At 43.9% G+C, this 17,739-nt stretch carries 15 protein-coding genes; 11 read left to right on the top strand and 4 right to left on the bottom strand.

Annotated features, from left to right (window positions below; all coding sequences use genetic code 11):
* Nucleotides 1–90 precede the first annotated feature (90 nt).
* From JMY05_RS08220 to JMY05_RS08190, 7 genes are all read left to right on the top strand, one after another.
* Nucleotides 91–1,899 (top strand): hypothetical protein, encoded by a 1,809-nt coding sequence (locus tag JMY05_RS08220; RefSeq protein WP_045444341.1) that lies wholly within the window; start codon nucleotides 91–93, stop codon nucleotides 1,897–1,899.
* Between the two features lie 353 nt (nucleotides 1,900–2,252).
* Nucleotides 2,253–4,340, top strand: coding sequence for an EAL domain-containing protein (locus JMY05_RS08215; protein WP_045444344.1), 2,088 nt, complete (start codon nucleotides 2,253–2,255; stop codon nucleotides 4,338–4,340).
* 289 nt (nucleotides 4,341–4,629) lie between these two features.
* Nucleotides 4,630–5,094, top strand: coding sequence for a c-type cytochrome (locus JMY05_RS08210; RefSeq protein ID WP_045444348.1), 465 nt, complete (start codon nucleotides 4,630–4,632; stop codon nucleotides 5,092–5,094).
* A 210-nt stretch (nucleotides 5,095–5,304) separates the two neighbouring features.
* Nucleotides 5,305–6,333, top strand: coding sequence for an AAA family ATPase (locus JMY05_RS08205; protein WP_265089055.1), 1,029 nt, complete (start codon nucleotides 5,305–5,307; stop codon nucleotides 6,331–6,333).
* Nucleotides 6,334–6,510: 177 nt separating this feature from the next.
* The gene (locus tag JMY05_RS08200; RefSeq protein WP_045444351.1) at nucleotides 6,511–7,551 is read left to right on the top strand and encodes a DUF58 domain-containing protein; all 1,041 of its coding nucleotides are present in this window, start codon (nucleotides 6,511–6,513) and stop codon (nucleotides 7,549–7,551) included.
* Nucleotides 7,548–9,848, top strand: coding sequence for a transglutaminaseTgpA domain-containing protein (locus JMY05_RS08195; protein ID WP_201614793.1), 2,301 nt, complete (start codon nucleotides 7,548–7,550; stop codon nucleotides 9,846–9,848). Before JMY05_RS08200 ends, JMY05_RS08195 begins: the two co-directional genes overlap by 4 nt.
* Before the next feature lie 68 nt (nucleotides 9,849–9,916).
* Nucleotides 9,917–10,204 carry a DUF4031 domain-containing protein gene (locus tag JMY05_RS08190; RefSeq protein WP_045444354.1) on the top strand — a complete coding sequence of 96 codons (288 nt, stop codon included), beginning with the start codon at nucleotides 9,917–9,919 and terminating at the stop codon, nucleotides 10,202–10,204.
* Nucleotides 10,205–10,394: 190 nt separating this feature from the next.
* On the opposite strand, the gene JMY05_RS08185 is transcribed toward JMY05_RS08190, so the two are convergent.
* Nucleotides 10,395–10,913, bottom strand: a complete 519-nt coding sequence (locus tag JMY05_RS08185; RefSeq protein ID WP_045444357.1) for a DUF302 domain-containing protein — start codon at nucleotides 10,911–10,913, stop codon at nucleotides 10,395–10,397.
* Nucleotides 10,914–11,082: 169 nt separating this feature from the next.
* Entirely contained in the window at nucleotides 11,083–11,973 is an 891-nt protein-coding gene (locus JMY05_RS08180) for a LysR family transcriptional regulator (protein WP_201614791.1), read from the bottom strand.
* A 191-nt stretch (nucleotides 11,974–12,164) separates the two neighbouring features.
* Here JMY05_RS08180 and JMY05_RS08175 point away from each other — a divergent pair, with 191 nt between their 5' ends.
* Nucleotides 12,165–13,289 carry an S-(hydroxymethyl)glutathione dehydrogenase/class III alcohol dehydrogenase gene (locus JMY05_RS08175; RefSeq protein ID WP_045444364.1) on the top strand — a complete coding sequence of 375 codons (1,125 nt, stop codon included), beginning with the start codon at nucleotides 12,165–12,167 and terminating at the stop codon, nucleotides 13,287–13,289.
* Between the two features lie 107 nt (nucleotides 13,290–13,396).
* On the opposite strand, the gene JMY05_RS08170 is transcribed toward JMY05_RS08175, so the two are convergent.
* Together JMY05_RS08170 and JMY05_RS08165 are read right to left on the bottom strand one after the other, a co-directional pair.
* Nucleotides 13,397–14,092, bottom strand: coding sequence for a haloacid dehalogenase type II (locus JMY05_RS08170; RefSeq protein ID WP_045444367.1), 696 nt, complete (start codon nucleotides 14,090–14,092; stop codon nucleotides 13,397–13,399).
* A 57-nt stretch (nucleotides 14,093–14,149) separates the two neighbouring features.
* Nucleotides 14,150–14,818: a DsbA family protein gene (locus tag JMY05_RS08165; protein ID WP_201614789.1), complete on the bottom strand. Its 669-nt coding sequence runs from the start codon at nucleotides 14,816–14,818 to the stop codon at nucleotides 14,150–14,152.
* A gap of 326 nt (nucleotides 14,819–15,144) precedes the next feature.
* Here JMY05_RS08165 and nfsB point away from each other — a divergent pair, with 326 nt between their 5' ends.
* The 3 genes from nfsB to JMY05_RS08150 all read left to right on the top strand — a co-directional run bounded on the left by nfsB (nucleotide 15,145) and on the right by JMY05_RS08150 (nucleotide 17,737).
* Nucleotides 15,145–15,801 (top strand): oxygen-insensitive NAD(P)H nitroreductase, encoded by a 657-nt coding sequence (gene nfsB, locus JMY05_RS08160; protein ID WP_045444369.1) that lies wholly within the window; start codon nucleotides 15,145–15,147, stop codon nucleotides 15,799–15,801.
* 299 nt (nucleotides 15,802–16,100) lie between these two features.
* Nucleotides 16,101–16,748, top strand: coding sequence for a 2Fe-2S iron-sulfur cluster-binding protein (locus JMY05_RS08155; RefSeq protein WP_045444371.1), 648 nt, complete (start codon nucleotides 16,101–16,103; stop codon nucleotides 16,746–16,748).
* Entirely contained in the window at nucleotides 16,745–17,737 is a 993-nt protein-coding gene (locus tag JMY05_RS08150; RefSeq protein WP_045444373.1) for an FAD binding domain-containing protein, read from the top strand. Before JMY05_RS08155 ends, JMY05_RS08150 begins: the two co-directional genes overlap by 4 nt.
* Nucleotides 17,738–17,739: the final 2 nt, after the last annotated feature.

Here is a 17,739-nt window from a genome sequence, read left to right as displayed (position 1 = left end):
CTGATTTGTATCTTTTATCTTGTGTTGTTGCATACGGCATGGTTGAATATTTGCCTCCTGCCAAGTTACTCAAGGTTACTAGGAATACTGATGATAACTTTATCGACGTTTCAAGAGCACCTATCTTCTACAGAGGCATTGCCACTAGTTTCTAAGCGATCCGCTAATGGCCAAGAAGGTTATTTGCTAAAATTGTTGGCAGCGTTACCTTCGCAAACGCAAGCACAGCAAGCTGAACAATTAGCAAAAATACTTACGGTACTACGTGTGGCCAATATAGATGAGTCGCAACGTCTTACCCTTATGGCGACGGTGATAGACGCCTCAGATCAGTTAATTGCCACTTTGCGACAGTCTTATATTTATGAGACAGGTGTGCTTAGCGACATTCAAATGGGTTATGTGGCTCAAATAAAGTCGCTATATTATTCAATGATTATGGTCTATGACAGAGTGATACGTCATAAAACCTCATTACTCAATAATCAGCGAAAATACGCTGCAAGTAATGGCTGGCAGCGCTATTTTAATGGCGATAAGTCCTCATCAACGACACTCGCCATTGCTATTTACCAGACGCTGCTAATGTACCAGAAGCTATTGGGCGAAGAAGCACTGTGCTATCAAAAACCCTCATCTTACTTATGGCACAAAATCAATCAGCTGTATTACCTTGCTTATCAGTACCATGCGGCTGAGATTAATATGAGTGTTACGGCAGGCACCCAGCGTGCCAAGACGGTTCATCAGCTGTATTGCCAAATTTGTCTATACAGTCTATTAAATGTACGTGCCATGCGTCGTCCCAATATTCTGCTCGTCCAACGTTTGTTACCTGAATGGGCTAAGCATATCGTTGCGACGATTGAGCCAACCACCGAGACCCGCGTGTTCGTTGATTTACAAAGTGACAATCCACCAACTTACCTGACGGCCAGCTCTACAATTAACCCATACGACGATCGCTATCACTGTTTATTTATAGAAATTGCCCCGCTGGTTGAGTATCTTAAACGACGCAAACAGGCTTTAGTTAAGGAAGGGGGTGATGGCGTTGAGAGTCACTTGCTTAATAAAATAGCGATGACGCTCAATTACCGCTATTTACAGCCGCCGCTTACCCTAGCGACTAAACATAGTGCGAAAGAAGACGCTGTTTTGATTACAGGTTTTAATAATATTCATTATCGGGTGAGCCATTCGCATAGCTTTACCAGTTTAATCGCTATAAAAGAGTTACCAGATGAGCAGCGTCCTCGTTATGATACCGTGAATAAAAAACAAGACAGCAGCCACGTATTAGCCAGTGAAACCTTTGATCGTAATGATGATTTGTCATTATTTCGTACCCTACGATTATCACCAACAGTAGATACTTTAAATAAAGACCACTTTCATGAAGAAAGTGTTCATGAAAATAGCCTTAATAATAAAGACCACTTTCATGAAGAAAGTGTTCATGAAAATAGCCTTAATATAGTAGCTGATGAGAATGCATCTGCGACGACTGCACCGCCAGCATTACATATGATGAGCCTTTTTTTAGTCTGTCGATCTGATACAATCACGTCGCCTGATTGGTCAATGGGCGTGGCGCGCTGGCTTGATTTTGATAGCAAAAACCCAGAGATCGAGTGGCAAGTACTCGGACATCAGCTAGTGGCTTGTGGCTTGCGTTTAGAAGGTAGAGAAACGCGTAGTCGCCATTTTGTGCCAGCATTTATCCTTGGTAGAGATGAGCGACTACAAACCACTGGTACTTTGATTGTACCGACTTCTTACTTTCAGACCGATGATAGAGTCATTATGCGTATTAATAGCAAACAAACCCCTTTACGTTTGGGGCAGAGGTTGCTGATTACGGATGAATTCAGCCAGTATGAGGTGGTGCAGCTATAGTTTGTTTGAGCGTCTATGGAAAAGTTGTCAAATAGTAATGTCAATAAATGCTGGCTTAAAGGTTACTTTATTGAATTTTTTATTCGATGATAGCAGTGAATAAATGTACTGAATAATGATGATAAGTTAGTCTGCAATCAGTCAAGTTATTGTCTATAATGATTGATACAGTTATGTTCGTTTATACGATGTTTTTGCTTCGCCAAGATGTCGCCTTGATTCGAAAGACGATGCCAATCTACTAAAAACCGCTAAGCCTATCCCTGATAGTATTTTCCTTGCTGGGTTAATGCTTGGAAAAGGTGTAGGGTATCAAACATAAAAATAAGATCACAAGATCCAAAAGGCTTCTTATGCGTACTCAGTCCATCTTAAACCTCTTAGTCATTGATGACGATCAGCTCTACGCTGAGCGCCTTGTGCACTTACTAGGTTGCTATTATGACACCATCAATTTAGGGTTTTTGGACGATAAAGAGGAGCTGTTAAAGTCACTTCGACAACCGTGGGATGTCTTGGTGTTTGGCAATGCTTATGATATGAGTTTCACCGATGTGGTGGGCGTCGTTCAAGAGCAAAGTATTGATTTGCCTATGATCTGCCTATTCAATGAAGAGATGGCAGCGTCCGCCAATAACGATGAGGGGCTACCTGATATTATTAGCGGCACGATGGTCAAATCGCTCAAAGTAGATCAAGAGATGGCAGTAGTGATGTCTATCTGTCTACAGCATGATAATTTACGCAGTCGCCGTGAGCTTAGAACGTTGCGCCATGTTCTCTCTGAAGCAGAGCAACGCGCCAACGTATTGATTAAAAACTCTAAAAGTGCGGTCGCTTATATTGATCAGGGTATCCATATTTTTGCCAATGACCCTTATCTTCAGCTTTTTGGTTTTGAGTCGATTAATGATGCCATAGGCGTGCCTGTTGTTGACCTGATTGCAGGCGGTGATAACGTTAAGGGTTTCAAACAGTTTTTACGTCAATTTGATAAAGGCAGCCGCCAAGAAGTCGAGTTCAATTTTGAAAGTAAGCGGATGGATGGCAGTACTTTTGAGGCAAAGCTACAATTGGCAGCCGCGACCTTAGATGGCGAGCCAGTGACGCAGGTTATTATCCAACAAAACCATAATAATAGTGCGGAAGTCGCCAAGCGTTTGGCAGCCGCTGAATGCAAAGACAGCCTGACAGGAATCAACAACCGCCGCGGCTTTGAAGAACAAATGGCAATCGTGTACCAGCAAGCACGTCAAGGTATAATGACGGCTGGGCTTTTGTATATTCAGCTCGATAATGTCGGTAAAATAAGAAGCAGTTTAGGTTTGCAAGGGGTAGATGCGACCGTCAAGCAAGTCGCCTATGCATTAGATGAGCTGATATCAGACGGGCATGTGAGTCGTTTTAGTGATACCGCCTTTACCATACTGGTCGAGGACAAGAGCACCACAGAGCTTGAAACACTGGCTAAGCATATTGGTTCACGTATCAGTGATATGCTCATTGAAGTAGACAAGCGTACGACCAGTACGACTGTCAGTATTGGGATTGTCAAAATCGAAACCAATACAGCAGAGCCAAGTATCGTGCTTGAACGAGCAATGGATGCCATCAATCAGATTATGATAGAGACCTCTAATCATGGCGGCACCTATCATTTATATGATCCAAGCGAGCATGCCAATAGTGATGATCATGCGCTTGCCGAATCTTTAGTTGATGCCATTGCCAATAGCCGTTTTGAGTTATCTTTCCAGCCAATATATGATATTAACAATGACCGAAGCGACTTTTTTGAAGTATATCTGCGGTTGCCATTGGCGGATGCGGACAATACGATATTGACGCCTGATCAATTTATGGCAGTCGCCAAGACGCATAAATTGCTCGAAAAAATAGATCGTTGGGTGCTCATCAATGCCTGTAAAAAGGTCAATGAGGTACGTAAAACACATCCTGAAGCCAGATTGCTAGTGCAATTGACTAGTGCCTCATTGATAGACAAAAAACTGCCTAGTGTTGCCAGTCAGCTTATAAAAGCGGTGGGCGGTGCAGCTGGTGTGCTCACCTTGCAGTTCAACGAAAAAGACGTCTCAGACCATCTTACAGTGGCAAAAACACAGTTTGCCGCCCTTAGTCAAGTCAGCTGTCAGATGGGCATCAATAACTTCGGTTCTTCTGCCAAATCCATAGAGATTGTCAGTTTTGTGCAGCCAGATATGGTGCGTTTAGCACGCAGCTATGTGGATGGCATTGACTCAGCAGACAATTTAGAAACTGTCAAATCACTTATTATGCGTACTAATGAAGTCAATGTGGACGTATTGATGCCTTATATTGAAGATGCGGCGACCATGTCCGTTGCTTGGAGCGTGGGCGCGCGCTATTTACAAGGCTATTATCTAGAAGAACCCAGCAGTACGATAAAGGTTGCGACCTAACGTCATTTAGGATCCGTTTGATATGCAACTATCAAAAGTGCCTATTTATGGAATACTCGACACGGCTTAATAGCTCATAAATTTTTTATCGTCATACATTACAAAAGCCTTACTCAAACTGTCCTATAAGCGTTGTTTATTGGCTCGATATGCCCCAATAAATAACGTTATGTTTTTACAAGCAGCTGTTTAGATGTGAAGAGGGTTCCACTTTGCATGTGTTTGACCCTACCTTATTATCTATATTGTTCATCTATAGCTGACATTCCTTAACCAAAGATTGCCGAAAATGCCCATCATTAATAAATATCAAATAAGCAGTATATTTGCTGCTGTTTTATTGCTCAGCGCTTGCGGAGAAAGTACGCCACCGGATCATCGTGCTGCTGTGACATTGCCGCTCTATACGGAAGGTGATGCTGATAACGGCGCGATCATTTACCAAGACGCTTGTGGTCAATGTCATCAGCTGAATGCGGGGCTCAACAAAAAAGGTCCGCAGCTGATGAATATATACGGTGCGCCCGCCGCTGAGCTGGAAGATTACACCTATAGTGACGGGCTAAAAACATCAGGTTGGGTATGGGATGCGCAAACGCTCGACCCTTATATTGCGGATGCAGAAAAAGCCATGCTAGACTCAAAAATGCTATCAAACCCGATGCCCGATGCGCAAGAACGCGCAGATGTCATCGCTTATCTGTCAACGCTTCGTGCCGCCGCGCCGATAACTGAAGATGACTCAAAGCAATAGACAATCTATGGCGTGTCCTCAAGCTAAACGAAAGCGACTAAATGGGCTAAAGATGGTTGAATTTTGCTAAACCACGCCAAACAATTGGTTAATATTATCAGCACTATTTTCCTTGTTTGGCTGCCATTTATCTCATTTTTATCACCACTTTCAAAATAAGAACACGCCCCAGAAACACTAATTCCATAAGAAATGAGCCAATAATTGACTATGACCCACGCAGCTATCGATAGAGCCATTACAACACCACATCAATCAGCAGTAGAGGTGATTCATAAGTCGACCTTTAGCGCTGCCGACTGTCGTCACAATCAGCAAAAAATTGCCCAACTTATGGCGCAGTTAAATCATATTGTGTTAGATAAGCCGCAAGTGGTTAAGCTTGCGCTGAGTGGTATTTTGGCAGGTGGACATCTGTTACTGCAAGATTTGCCGGGTATGGGCAAGACGACGTTGGCGCAAGGCTTGGCGCAATTATTAGGCTTGAGCTTTAGCCGTGTACAGTTCACCAATGATATGCTGCCAGCAGATATTTTGGGGATGAGCATTTATGATCAAAAGAAACAGCAATTTGAGTTTCGAGCAGGTCCTATTTTTACTCAGCTGCTACTCGCTGATGAGATTAATCGCTCTAGCCCTAAGACGCAAAGCGCGTTACTAGAAGCGATGGAAGAACGGCAAGTCACCCAAGATGGGCAAACCTATCCTTTGCCGCAGCCGTTTTTTGTCATTGCAACCCAAAATCCTTTGCAGCAAGCAGGTGTCTATCCACTTCCTGAATCGCAGTTAGATAGATTCTTATTATGCTTGTCGCTTGGTTATCCGTCGCCTACCGCAGAGCGTGAGCTATTAAAAGGTCAGGACCGCCGCGAGCTACTAAAAAATTTAGATGCGGTGCTTGATACCGAGGCGGTCTTATTAGCACAGCAAGGTGTTAAACACGTTTATGTTGCGGATGTGGTCTTGGATTATCTGCAGCGATTGGTCGCAAAGACACGAGCAAGCTCCGAGTATCATGGCTTATCACCGCGTGGAGTATTGTCGCTACAGCGTGCCGCGCAGGCTTATGCGTATGTATCGGGGCATATGGAAGTGACACCTGAGGATATCCAAGCGGTGTTTGCCGCGGTCACAGATCATCGTCTCGGTCAGCGTTTTGTCCCAGCGCATGTGACTGGTGGGCAGGCGACACAGACCATCGCACAACGTATATTGGCAGAAGTGGCTGTTATCAGTTAAATGATGGTTATTTAAATAGTTGTTATTTAAATAGTTGTTATTTAAATAGTTGTTATTTCAATCACTGTTATCTGAGCACTTATTTTTTAGTTGTTTGTTGTTTCATAGCGTATTTGTTTTAAAGCTATTACCAATTATGAATGAGAGTATCAATTTTATGGTAAGGATAGGGTAGTCATGCGCTTTTTGCCAAAAGCCTTAACCGTACCAGCCACTTCCGCATTAAGCCGTTGGTTTGCCTCGCGTGCGCCCAAAAGTGATAGTGCCACCCTCAATTTGCGTAACGTCTATATCTTTTTTAGCCGTGAAGGGATGCTATATGCAGTGTTATTAATCATCACCTTTATCGCTGGCATTAACTATGGCAATAATTTGGTGTTAGGTTTATGTTTTTATTTGGTCAGCGTTTGGCTTATCAGCTTTCATGTAACCTTTGCGCACATTTCAGGTCTGCAAGTACGTTTGCTTGAAGTGACTATGGCAGAAGCGGGCGCGCCTGTTTGGGTGACTTTACAGTTGCGCAGTGAGAGCCGTCAACCAAGACGACAGTTGTTATTTAGCTTTGAGCAGACTGACGGCAAGCCTAATAATAAAAAAGCCCATAAAAAAATCAAACATGGTGCTGATAATAAACACTCAATACTGGTGACACGACTGCAAGGCGAGCAAATTATTCGCTTGCCAGTACCGACGCAGAATCGTGGTCAGATTGAATTACCACGCTTAAAAATAAAAACGGTTTACCCTTTAGGCATTATGCGGGCGTGGTCCTATGTTTATTTTGCCCGTACTGCTTGGGTCTATCCAAAACCTGAAGTGTTTGATTGGCAGACGCAATATGCCGTTGCCAGTCAGGAAGATTTGCCAACAGGTGGGCAATATCGGCAAGGTCAAGATGATTTTGAGCGGCTAGATAACTACGTTGAAGGCGAGTCGCTGGCACGGGTGTCGTGGGGACATGTAGCACGTGGTCAAGGCATGCTGACCAAGCACTTTGCTGATCCAGTCGGTCATGAGCAAACGTTAGATTATGCGGATATGCCAGCAGCACATCATGAGCAAAAACTCGCACAACTGGCGTATGGGGCGATGAAATTAGGTGAGCTGGGCGTGACATTTCATATGCGCTTACCCAATGATACCCATTCTACTGCACCAATGGGTGAAGGTGACAGTTTTGCACAAGCGTGCTTGCTAAGGTTGGCGAAAACGCTATGAACAATTCTGAACGATTCCCTACAAATGACGCTGAAAACACATTTATAGGTTTTCCTGAAACAAGTCCCACAAGCTTTGAGCAGTTGGCACTGGGTCAAAACGTCACTGATCGTGCTCTACAGGATAGCGCTGCAAAATGGACTCGTAAGCTATTCGCCTTGCCTGCTTATTATTGGGTACTAATTGCTCAAATTACCGTTATTTTACCTCATGCGGCGCATCTGCCGTTTTGGTTGATAGGTTTTGCGGTGGTCAGCATCGCCGCACAGCTACCGTCTATAAAAGCTAAGTTCAAAAAAATAGCGCATTTAAAACGTGTCTATCAAGGCATGCAAATGCTCGGCTTTTTATTGGGGCTGGCAGGTCTATGGCTGACTTACAATACCGCGTTTGGACTGGATATGGGCGTGGCGTTTTTAGTGCTCTGTCTCATTAGCAAATTGTGGGAGATGTATAAACGGCGTGATGCTTATGTGGTCCTAAATTTATCACTGTTTGTTCTTGCTGCGCTGTTTTTGATGGATCAAGGTCTTGTTACGACTTTAGAAGTGATTGTTGGTGCAGTTATCATTTTATTGGCATTTATTGCGCTTAATGATGACGGCAACACTCGCGGTGATGGTCGCTTGCGTACTTTGGGTGTGCTGGGTATCGGGGCGTTGCCGTTATTAGTGGTATTATTTTTGTTCTTCCCGCGCTTGCCACCACTATGGTCAGTACAGCTATCAGGTCAGCAAGCAACCACTGGCGTATCCGACAGTATGTCGCCCGGTGATTTTGCCAATTTGGGACAATCGACTGAGCTGGCATTTCGGGTAGAGTTTGCAGATAATCGCCCGCCGCAACAGCAGTTATATTGGCGCGGTTTGGTGTTTAGCGACTTTGACGGTATTACATGGCGTCCTAGCTCTCAGCAACGACAATGGCGACCTGCCCCGCAAATGCCATCTTGGATTGAGAATGCCTTTGCAACTGTCCCCGACTCAGTAAAAACTACGCCTACCAGCTATGAGATTATCCTAGAGCCGACGCAGCAAAACTGGCTATTTGGACTTGATTATCCTTTTGCCCAGCGCCAAGATGTCAGTATTACTTCAAACTTTACCTTATTAAAAGATCAGCCCGTCACTCAGCAGTTACGCTATAAAGTATTGCAATTTGCACCGATGCGTATTGACCCTGTTCTTTCGGATGAGTCGCGTCGTCTGAATCTTGCCTTGCCAGCTGATGGCAACCCTAAATCAAAAGTACTAGCCCAGCAGTTATTTGCCCAGTCAGGCTCAGATCCTGTACGCTATATGGCGGCTATTGAACGCTGGATTAATCAAACAGAATTTCGTTATACGTTATCACCGCCACGGCTGAATAATAACCGTATTGACGAGTTTTTATTTGAGACCAAAGCGGGGTTTTGTGAGCATTATTCTTCCAGTTTTACCTTTATGCTGCGCGCCGCTGGCATACCCGCGCGCGTCGTCGCCGGCTATCAAGGTGGTGAGCTGAGCCGCGGTGGTAATGTATGGGAGGTGCGGCAAAAGGATGCACACGCTTGGACGGAGGTTTGGCTTGAGGGTCAAGGCTGGGTACGTGTCGATCCGACTGCTTTTGTCGCGCCTGAGCGTGTCGAGCAAGGGATGGATGCGCTGACGCAGGCACAAGGAGCGGCAATGTTCGGCGATGGCGCTAGCGCACAAATCAGCTATCAGCAATATCAAATGCTACAAACCTTACGCCGCCTGTCCGACCAAGCCAGCTATTATTGGCAAAAAGATGTCGTTGGTTACGATCAGGACAAACAAGCTGACTCGCTACTCAAATGGTTTAATATCCGCTCAGTGATGCAACAAATTATTTGGTTGGCAGTTAGTGCTATTACCGTCATGGCTATTTTGGTCTTTGTCATTTGGCAACGCCGCCGCAAGCGCTGGCATCCAGCAGACCAGCCGCTTGCACAGCTATCAAAACGTATTGGCAAAGTGGATAAATCACTTGCTCGTGATGAAAGTGAAGGTCAGTTGGCTTGGCTTGAGCGCTTGGCAATATCGGTTGATGACCGAGAAAATGATTTAAATACTGATATTAACGCTGATACCAATGCTAAAAGTAATAATAAGAGCAGTAAAGTGAGCAAGCTAACAGATAGCGGTGATTCAGAAATCGTGCAAGCAAAAATAATGGAGATGAGGCAGGACTATCGTCAACTGCGTTATGGACGTCTAAGCTCGCTTGAAACCAATGATAGCGAATACCAAACTATCCTGAAACAGCTGAAGAAAGATGCACGTGAATTGTTCTAATGGCTGTTTTGTGAAAGCCTTATTTAGCACATGATAAAATAGCTAATAACAATAAAGGAGGCGACTCTATGGCGATATATGTAGATTTTATGCAGATAGAATTTAAAGGCTATAAGTGGTGCCATATGCTGGCAGATACCCTGCAAGAGTTGCATGACTTTGCTGCGCTGATTGAAGTAGATTCGCGTTTATTCCACCGTCATGCCAGTTATCCGCACTATGATGTGACGGTGCAAATGCGCGAAACGGCGATTGAATATGGGGCTATTCCTGCTGGTCGAAAAAAGATTATCGAATGTGCGAAGAAGTTAAAAGTAGAGTTGCATGAGCAAATCGCACAGTCTGAGGATTACTAATACGTTAATCTTTTAAAGGCATAGAAAAGGTGGGTTATGCTTTTGCATCCCACCTTTTTATATCTTTAGATTTTCACCCAACGCTTATACCCTCTCAAAAAATTAGAGTAGCAAGGAAAACGAGTGCAAGTACTACATCTAGTAGACTAAGCGAGTTTGACGCCGCTAATCGTATTTTTTGGGTTTGGTATTACTTTGCAACTGCTGCTTTACTAACACCATCAAGGGCTTTTGCAATATTCGCCAATTGGGTATCGCAACCTTTTATATTATGGCGGTCTTTGAGATATTCAGGATTGTTGTACGACAACCAAACTTTTTTATCAGCATCTTCACTGATGAGGATTTTTTGTGGTAAGTCGATAGCGACGCTTTGCTCGCAATTCATCAATGGCGTACCCGCTTTTGGATTACCAAACATAATGACTTGGGTTGGTCGTAAGGTTAAATCGACACCTTGTGCATTTTTTTGATGATCGACGCGCGCAAATACTTTCATGCCTTTACTTTCGATAACTGAGACCAGCTTATCAGCAGTATCTTGCACAGAATGATTGCTTTGCAGCGTAACCAAGCCTTTTTCGGCATTGATAGCAGTCATCGTTGCTGGCATTGATGGTGCTTTGTCCGGCGCGTTTAAAATATTTTCAACACTGGCGCAGGAGGATACGGCCAATGCTAGGGCAGCGATAGAGAGAGTCTTAAGCATGAAAAGTCCTTTTATTGTCATTGTTTATTCAGCACATGATGGCTGGCAACATCGAATATTCATTGTGAGCCATAACATTACGCTTCATAGCATTGTGCGTAATAAACCGCGCATAGTAAAGCCTCGCATTACAACACACCTTAAAGAATGCCTAAACCAAAACGCATAGCTAAACCAAATGCTCTGCTAGATAATCGACGAGCAGTCTAATCTTTGGCGATAAATGACGGTTGTGTGGATAAATCGCCCAGATACTTTCCTCAGGTTCTCTATAGTTATCCAATACGCTGACCAGCTCGCCTGATACTAGGTATTTTTGCACATAATAATCAGGTAGCTGCACGATACCCAACCCTTTTAACGCCGCATCCACTAAGCTATGACCGCTGTTGTATTGCACGCTGCCAGAGACGCGTAGATTTGTTTCTTTATCCACATCATTATTTGTGTCTTTATCACTTTCTATAAAGTGCCAATAATCACGCGTGCCAAGTAAGCAGTTATGTTTGTGCAAGTCAGACAACGTGTGCGGCGTGCCGTACTTTTTAAGATAAGCGGGTGCAGCACAGACGAAATTGGTACGACGGCTAAGCTTTTTTGCCATCATCGTCGAATCACTTAATTTGCCGATACGAATCGCTAAATCATAGCCGCCATCAATGAGGTCGATTTTTTGATTGCTCAAAAACGCCGTCACTTCGATATCGCGATATTGCACCATGAAATCATTGACCAGTGGCAATAATTGCTGCTCGCCATAAGTGACAGGGGCAGTCAGTTTAATCCTACCTTGCGGCTTTGATTGTAAATTGCTCACTGCTTGCTCAGCCGCATCCAATCCATCGAGCACACCGCGGCAATGCTGATAAAATATGCGACCTTCTTCAGTCAGCGATACCTTACGCGTCGTGCGATACAGCAGTTTAATATTCAGTCGCTTCTCTAAAGCGCTTATCTGTCGACTGACTTGTGCGGTTGAGATACCCAATTCTTTTGCCGCGCGCGTAAAGCTTTCGTAATCTGCTACATAAACAAATTCGCTAATACCATCCCAGCGCATGATTATTACCACTGTGTAAAAGATATTTGCAAATATAGCACATTGTTATCGCTATAGAAAAAACTATAATAGTCAGTATAAAGCTTTACAGACTGCTACAACTGCCGCTTGCCTCCATTCAACAAGCAAGATAAGCTGAATAGAGGTCTGCGCTTAATAACCCATAAAATGAATTAAAAAGAGAGATAACGATGTCAGATAAATTTATTAAATCAAAAGCCGGCATTGCTTGGGGTCCAAATGAGCCACTATCTATCGAAGAAGTGGATGTGATGCTGCCCCGTAAAGGCGAAGTATTGGTAAAAATCGTGGCAAGCGGCGTCTGTCACACTGACGCTTTTACTTTATCTGGTGAAGACCCAGAAGGCGTGTTCCCAGCGATTTTGGGTCATGAAGGTGGCGGTATCGTTGAGCAAATCGGCGAAGGTGTCACCAGTGTGCAAGTTGGCGATCATGTCATTCCTTTATACACAGCAGAATGTGGCGTCTGTAAAATGTGTACCTCAGGCAAAACCAACTTGTGCTCAGCGGTACGCGAGACCCAAGGTAAAGGCTTAATGCCAGACGGCACCACGCGTTTTTATAAAGATGGTGAGCCTATTTATCATTATATGGGCTGCTCAACCTTCTCTGAATATACCGTGTTGCCTGAGATTTCTTTAGCGAAAGTGAACAAAGAAGCACCACTAGAAGAAGTATGCTTATTAGGTTGCGGCGTCACGACTGGTATGGGTGCAGTGATGAATACGGCCAAGGTAGAAGAGGGTGCGACTGTCGCTATCTTTGGTCTAGGCGGCATTGGTCTATCAGCGGTCATCGGTGCGGCAATGGCAAAAGCCAGTCGTATCATTGCTATTGATATTAACGAGAGCAAATTTGAGCTGGCTAAAAAGCTTGGCGCAACCGATTGCATCAACCCAAAAGACTACGACAAGCCAATTCAAGACGTCATCGTTGAATTGACCGATGGCGGTGTCGATTATTCATTTGAGTGTATCGGTAACGTCGATGTTATGCGTTCAGCGCTTGAGTGCTGCCATAAAGGGTGGGGCGAGTCGGTCATCATTGGTGTCGCTGGTGCTGGACAAGAAATCTCTACTCGCCCATTCCAGTTAGTGACTGGTCGTGTCTGGCGCGGTTCAGCATTTGGCGGCGTAAAAGGTCGCAGTGAATTACCAGGTTATGTTGAGCGTTATTTGGCTGGTGAGATTCCACTACAAGATTTCATTACCCATACCATGCCATTAGAAAATATCAACGAAGCGTTTGATTTGATGCATAAAGGCGAGAGTATCCGTACGGTTATTCATTTTTAAAAATCATTATTAATAATAGTGATTATAGATTTAGCCTTATAAAATAGCAGTATGCTAAACCGAAAATGCCGTCCTTATATAGGGCGGCATTTTTCTGGCATTGGCAATTATTTTTTAGTGGAAAAAATTATTTGTTCGGCAAGCGTGGTTAGATCTGCTGCCATAAAGTCAGGTACTGGAAGGTTTGGCGCTGATAGTAAAGCATTGTGCGGTCGCGTGAGAAACGCCCCTTGGCAGCCAGCCGCTTGAGCGCCTATCGTATCCCAAAGATGACAAGCGACAAGGCATAAATCTGACAACTCAACAGACAATGCGTGAGCGACCATTTGATAAGTCTCAGGCGCAGGCTTGAACTTTGCAACCTGCTCAACACTAAAATGCTGTTCGAAAAAATGGCTGATGCCGGCTTTTTCAAGCGGGGTCGGGGAAGCGCTATTTGCTGAGTTGGTCAACGTTACCAGTCGAAACTCTGCCTCACGCAGCTTGGTTAATGCTGGTACTACATCAGGGTGAGCAGGCATTTTGCTCATACGCTCTTGTAATTCGTCGACATCGCTATCTATCAGCCTGACGTTATGAATATCAGCGGTCATCTGTAAGGCACTGACGCCAAGCTCGCCAAAAGGCGTATAAAGTCCTGATAACGTCATGGTTTGCGAATATAGCACCAATTGCGCAAACCATTCTCTTAGTAGTATTTTATTGCCAAATAGGCGAGCAAATAATGGTTCAAGAATGGTAATGTCGAGTAGCGTCTCATTGACATCAAACACGATAATAGGGAGAGACTTATCAGAGAACATAATAGATCCTTTTTTAAACAGCTAAAGAAACCTTGCCAAAAAACCTCGTCAGGAAAACTAGTCTGGCATGTCAGCCAACTGCTGCAAGATATTTTTGAAATTTTCCACACCTTGTGCACCACTAACCAGATGACGCTTATTAAAAATTACCGCTGGCACGCTTTCAATGCCTTGTTGTTGCCAATGTTGCTCTTCTGCGCGCACCCCTTTAGCGAACCTTTGGTCTGCTAATACGGCTAGTGCCTCGTCACGATCTAGTCCAATCTCTGCTGCGATATCAGCAAGTACCGCATTGTCAGAAATATTGCGACCATTGGTAAAATGAGCGACGAATAACGCCTGCTTTAATTCATGCATGCGACCTTGCTGATCTGCCCAGTGCAGCAATTGATGCAAGTTGAACGTGTTGTGCATACGTGTGTCATCGTTAAAGTTAAACGTAAAGCCAACCTCATTACCTGCTTCCATTAATCGAGCACGGCTAGCATCAGATTCTTGCTTGCTCGACCCATATTTCTCCATAATATGTTCACGCATATTTTGTCCTGCGCTTGGCATATTTGGATTAAGCTCAAACGGATGCCAGTGAATCTCGTGTTCGGTGTTGGTTTGCTTGAGGGCTTCTGCCAGCTGGCGGTAACCAATGACGCACCAAGGACAAACAACGTCTGAGACGATATCTATGCGTAGTGGCTGCTCTGAGGATAATTGCTTTGAATGTTCCATATCTATCTGCCCAATTCAGTATTTATTTTTTATATAAGCTGTCTGTGGTCGACTGCCTTATAAATCAATGCTAATTATCAATACTAATTAACTAATGCTAAGAGAATGAGGGAACAATTACAATATCGTCTAAGTTACTGTTTAATGAGTCTCTGTCTAATAAGTATCTGCTTAAATAACTGTTCAAATGGCGGCTCAAATAACTCAGCGATGCACTGAATTATCAGCAACTTAATAACAAAATAAGTGACTACTTAACCAATCTGTAACGGTCATCAAACGGGTTTTTGCTTAAAGTGGCGGTACTAAAAATCTTGGAGTCATAAATGAAAAATATCACTGAAGCCATGAACTGGCGTTACAGCACCAAAGAGTTTGACGCCAATAAAAAAATATCAGCAGCAGACTTTCAAAGTTTAAAGGATATCCTACGACTTAGCCCATCAAGTACTAATATTCAGCCTTGGCATTTTGTAATCGCTGATGATGAGGCTGGCAAGTCACGTATCGCAAAAGGTACACAAGGGATGTTTGATTTCAACACGGCAAAGGTGAAAGATGCCTCCCACGTCATCATTTTTTGTAGTCGTATCTATGCTGATGATGAATTTTTGCATGAAGTATTGGATAAAGAAGATGCTGATGGTCGCTTCGCAGAACCAAAATTCAAAGAGCAAATGAATCAAGTCCGCAAAATGTTTTTGGACATTCGTCGTTATGAGCAAAAAGACGAGCCACATTGGCTGGTCGAGCAAGTGTACCTAAATATGGGCGCATTATTGCTGGGTGCTGCTACTTTAGGCATTGATGCCGTACCGATGGAAGGTGCTGATCTAAAGGCACTCGATGAAGAGTTTGAGCTACGTAGCAAAGGCTACACAGCCGTTGCCGTTATCTCACTTGGTTATCGTAGTGAAGACGATTTTAATGCCGATTTGCCAAAATCTCGATTGAGTGAAGCGAGAATAATTACTAAAGCATAATGCCCGACTGGTATTTTTAACTGACTATATTAATCGCAAATAGCGTTATAAACGGCATGTTTATAGCGCTATTTTTTTGCTAATAAAATGAGTTTTTGAGTTTCATTTATAAAATTGATAGTGAATAAGCGAGATAAAATAGTTAGGAGTAAAGTTTTCATAGATTAAAAACTACACTGTAATAACTACAAAGTGAAAACAAATCGACATTTCTAATAAGTCATAATAAATCGATTGGCGCGACTTTTAAGAAGCGTTCAACCCTATTTTTTTTGATTATCTGCCAGCGAGAAGCCAGCATGTCTACCTTGAACTTAACCATTAATAAGCAAGATTATCAGCTCGACAATCTTGATTCACGCACGACCTTACTCGATGTCTGTCGCCAGCACCTCAAAATTACGGGGCCTAAAAAAGGCTGTGACCATGGTCAATGCGGCGCTTGTACCATACTTATCAATGGGCGTCGGGTCAATGCCTGTTTGACCTTGGCAGTTATGCACGATGGTGATGACATTACCACGATCGAAGGTATTGGCATGCCCGAATCCTTGTCAGCGTTGCAACAAGCCTTTAAAGATAATGATGCGTTTCAATGTGGTTACTGTACCCCTGGGCAAATTTGTTCAGCAACAGCGCTGATCGATGAAATTAAACAAAACTGGCCCAGTCATGTCACTACAGATTTGCAAAACCCTGATGGATTGCTGGTACAAGAAATCGCTGAGCGTATGAGTGGCAATATTTGCCGCTGTTCTGCTTATCCCAATATTATTAAGGCCATTTCACAAGTTTTAGAAAATGAAATGAATGATTTATCTAAAACTGACGCAGTACAAAAATCAGAGGTGACGGGTATTTGGTCGCCACCACCTAGTGAAGCGCAATTAGGAAGCCAAACGACGAACCATAACACTATAAGTAATACGTCAGGAGGTCGCTCATGAAACGTTTCGAGTATAGCCGTGCTACCGCGCCAGAGCAGGCAGCCCAATCTGCTAGTGTAAAAGACGCCTCATTTATCGCAGGGGGTACCAACCTTTTAGATTTGATGAAGTTAGAGATTGAAACGCCAGTTAAGCTGGTAGATATCACTCGCTTAGCATTAGCTCAAATTGAGAAGACTACAGATGGTGGTCTACGCATCGGTACGCTAGTGACCAATAGCGACTTGGCGGCGCATCCTGAGGTCATTGCCAATTACCCAGTGTTATCACGGGCGATTTTGGCAGGTGCGACGGGACAATTGCGCAATAGAGCGACGACGGGCGGTAATCTATTGCAACGTACGCGTTGTTATTATTTTTATCAGACAGACAGCGCCTGCAATAAACGCAAGCCAGGTTCCGGTTGTCCAGCGATAAATGGTGAAAATCGTACGTTGGCAATTTTGGGTACTAGCGAGTCCTGTATTGCTCAACATCCATCTGATATGGCCGTCGCGATGCGCTTATTAGATGCCACTGTTGAGACGTTAAAAACGGATGGTTCAATGCGTACAATTGCCATCAAAGACTTTTATTGTTTGCCAAAAGACACGCCACATATCGAAAATGTTTTAGAGTCTGGTGAGCTTATCACTCATGTTGTGTTGCCAGCGCCCATCAAAGGCATGCACACTTATGACAAAGTGCGTGATCGCGCGTCCTATGCTTTTGCCTTAGTGTCTTGTGCAGCGATCATAGACGTGACTGATAATGGGCGTTTGGACACAGTGCGCCTAGCATTCGGCGGTATTGGTACTGAACCATGGCGTAACGAATCCGTTGAGGCGTTGTTAATGGGTACTGATGGCAACGAAAATATCATTAAACAAGCAGCGGACTTATTACTGAAAGAGGCTAAAGGTAGTGGTCAAAACGATTTTAAAATACCGCTGACTCGTCGTCTACTCAAACAAGTTATTCAACGCGCATTAGCGGGCAAGGGAGCATAATC

Source organism: Psychrobacter sp. JCM 18902, assembly GCF_904846615.1.
Lineage (GTDB): Bacteria > Pseudomonadota > Gammaproteobacteria > Pseudomonadales > Moraxellaceae > Psychrobacter.
The sequence above is the reverse complement of the archived record's forward strand: the minus strand, read 5'-3'. Positions and strand labels throughout refer to the sequence as shown.

Excerpts from the sequence above, each read along its gene's own strand:
- JMY05_RS08220 (WP_045444341.1), top strand. The coding sequence starts at position 91 with ATGATAACTTTATCGACGTTTCAAGAGCACCTATCTTCTACAGAGGCA.
- JMY05_RS08215 (WP_045444344.1), top strand. The coding sequence starts at position 2,253 with ATGCGTACTCAGTCCATCTTAAACCTCTTAGTCATTGATGACGATCAG.
- JMY05_RS08210 (WP_045444348.1), top strand. The coding sequence starts at position 4,630 with ATGCCCATCATTAATAAATATCAAATAAGCAGTATATTTGCTGCTGTT.
- JMY05_RS08205 (WP_265089055.1), top strand. The coding sequence starts at position 5,305 with ATGACCCACGCAGCTATCGATAGAGCCATTACAACACCACATCAATCA.
- JMY05_RS08200 (WP_045444351.1), top strand. The coding sequence starts at position 6,511 with ATGCGCTTTTTGCCAAAAGCCTTAACCGTACCAGCCACTTCCGCATTA.
- JMY05_RS08195 (WP_201614793.1), top strand. The coding sequence starts at position 7,548 with ATGAACAATTCTGAACGATTCCCTACAAATGACGCTGAAAACACATTT.
- JMY05_RS08190 (WP_045444354.1), top strand. The coding sequence starts at position 9,917 with ATGGCGATATATGTAGATTTTATGCAGATAGAATTTAAAGGCTATAAG.
- JMY05_RS08185 (WP_045444357.1), bottom strand. The coding sequence starts at position 10,913 with ATGCTTAAGACTCTCTCTATCGCTGCCCTAGCATTGGCCGTATCCTCC.
- JMY05_RS08180 (WP_201614791.1), bottom strand. The coding sequence starts at position 11,973 with ATGCGCTGGGATGGTATTAGCGAATTTGTTTATGTAGCAGATTACGAA.
- JMY05_RS08175 (WP_045444364.1), top strand. The coding sequence starts at position 12,165 with ATGTCAGATAAATTTATTAAATCAAAAGCCGGCATTGCTTGGGGTCCA.
- JMY05_RS08170 (WP_045444367.1), bottom strand. The coding sequence starts at position 14,092 with ATGTTCTCTGATAAGTCTCTCCCTATTATCGTGTTTGATGTCAATGAG.
- JMY05_RS08165 (WP_201614789.1), bottom strand. The coding sequence starts at position 14,818 with ATGGAACATTCAAAGCAATTATCCTCAGAGCAGCCACTACGCATAGAT.
- nfsB (WP_045444369.1), top strand. The coding sequence starts at position 15,145 with ATGAAAAATATCACTGAAGCCATGAACTGGCGTTACAGCACCAAAGAG.
- JMY05_RS08155 (WP_045444371.1), top strand. The coding sequence starts at position 16,101 with ATGTCTACCTTGAACTTAACCATTAATAAGCAAGATTATCAGCTCGAC.
- JMY05_RS08150 (WP_045444373.1), top strand. The coding sequence starts at position 16,745 with ATGAAACGTTTCGAGTATAGCCGTGCTACCGCGCCAGAGCAGGCAGCC.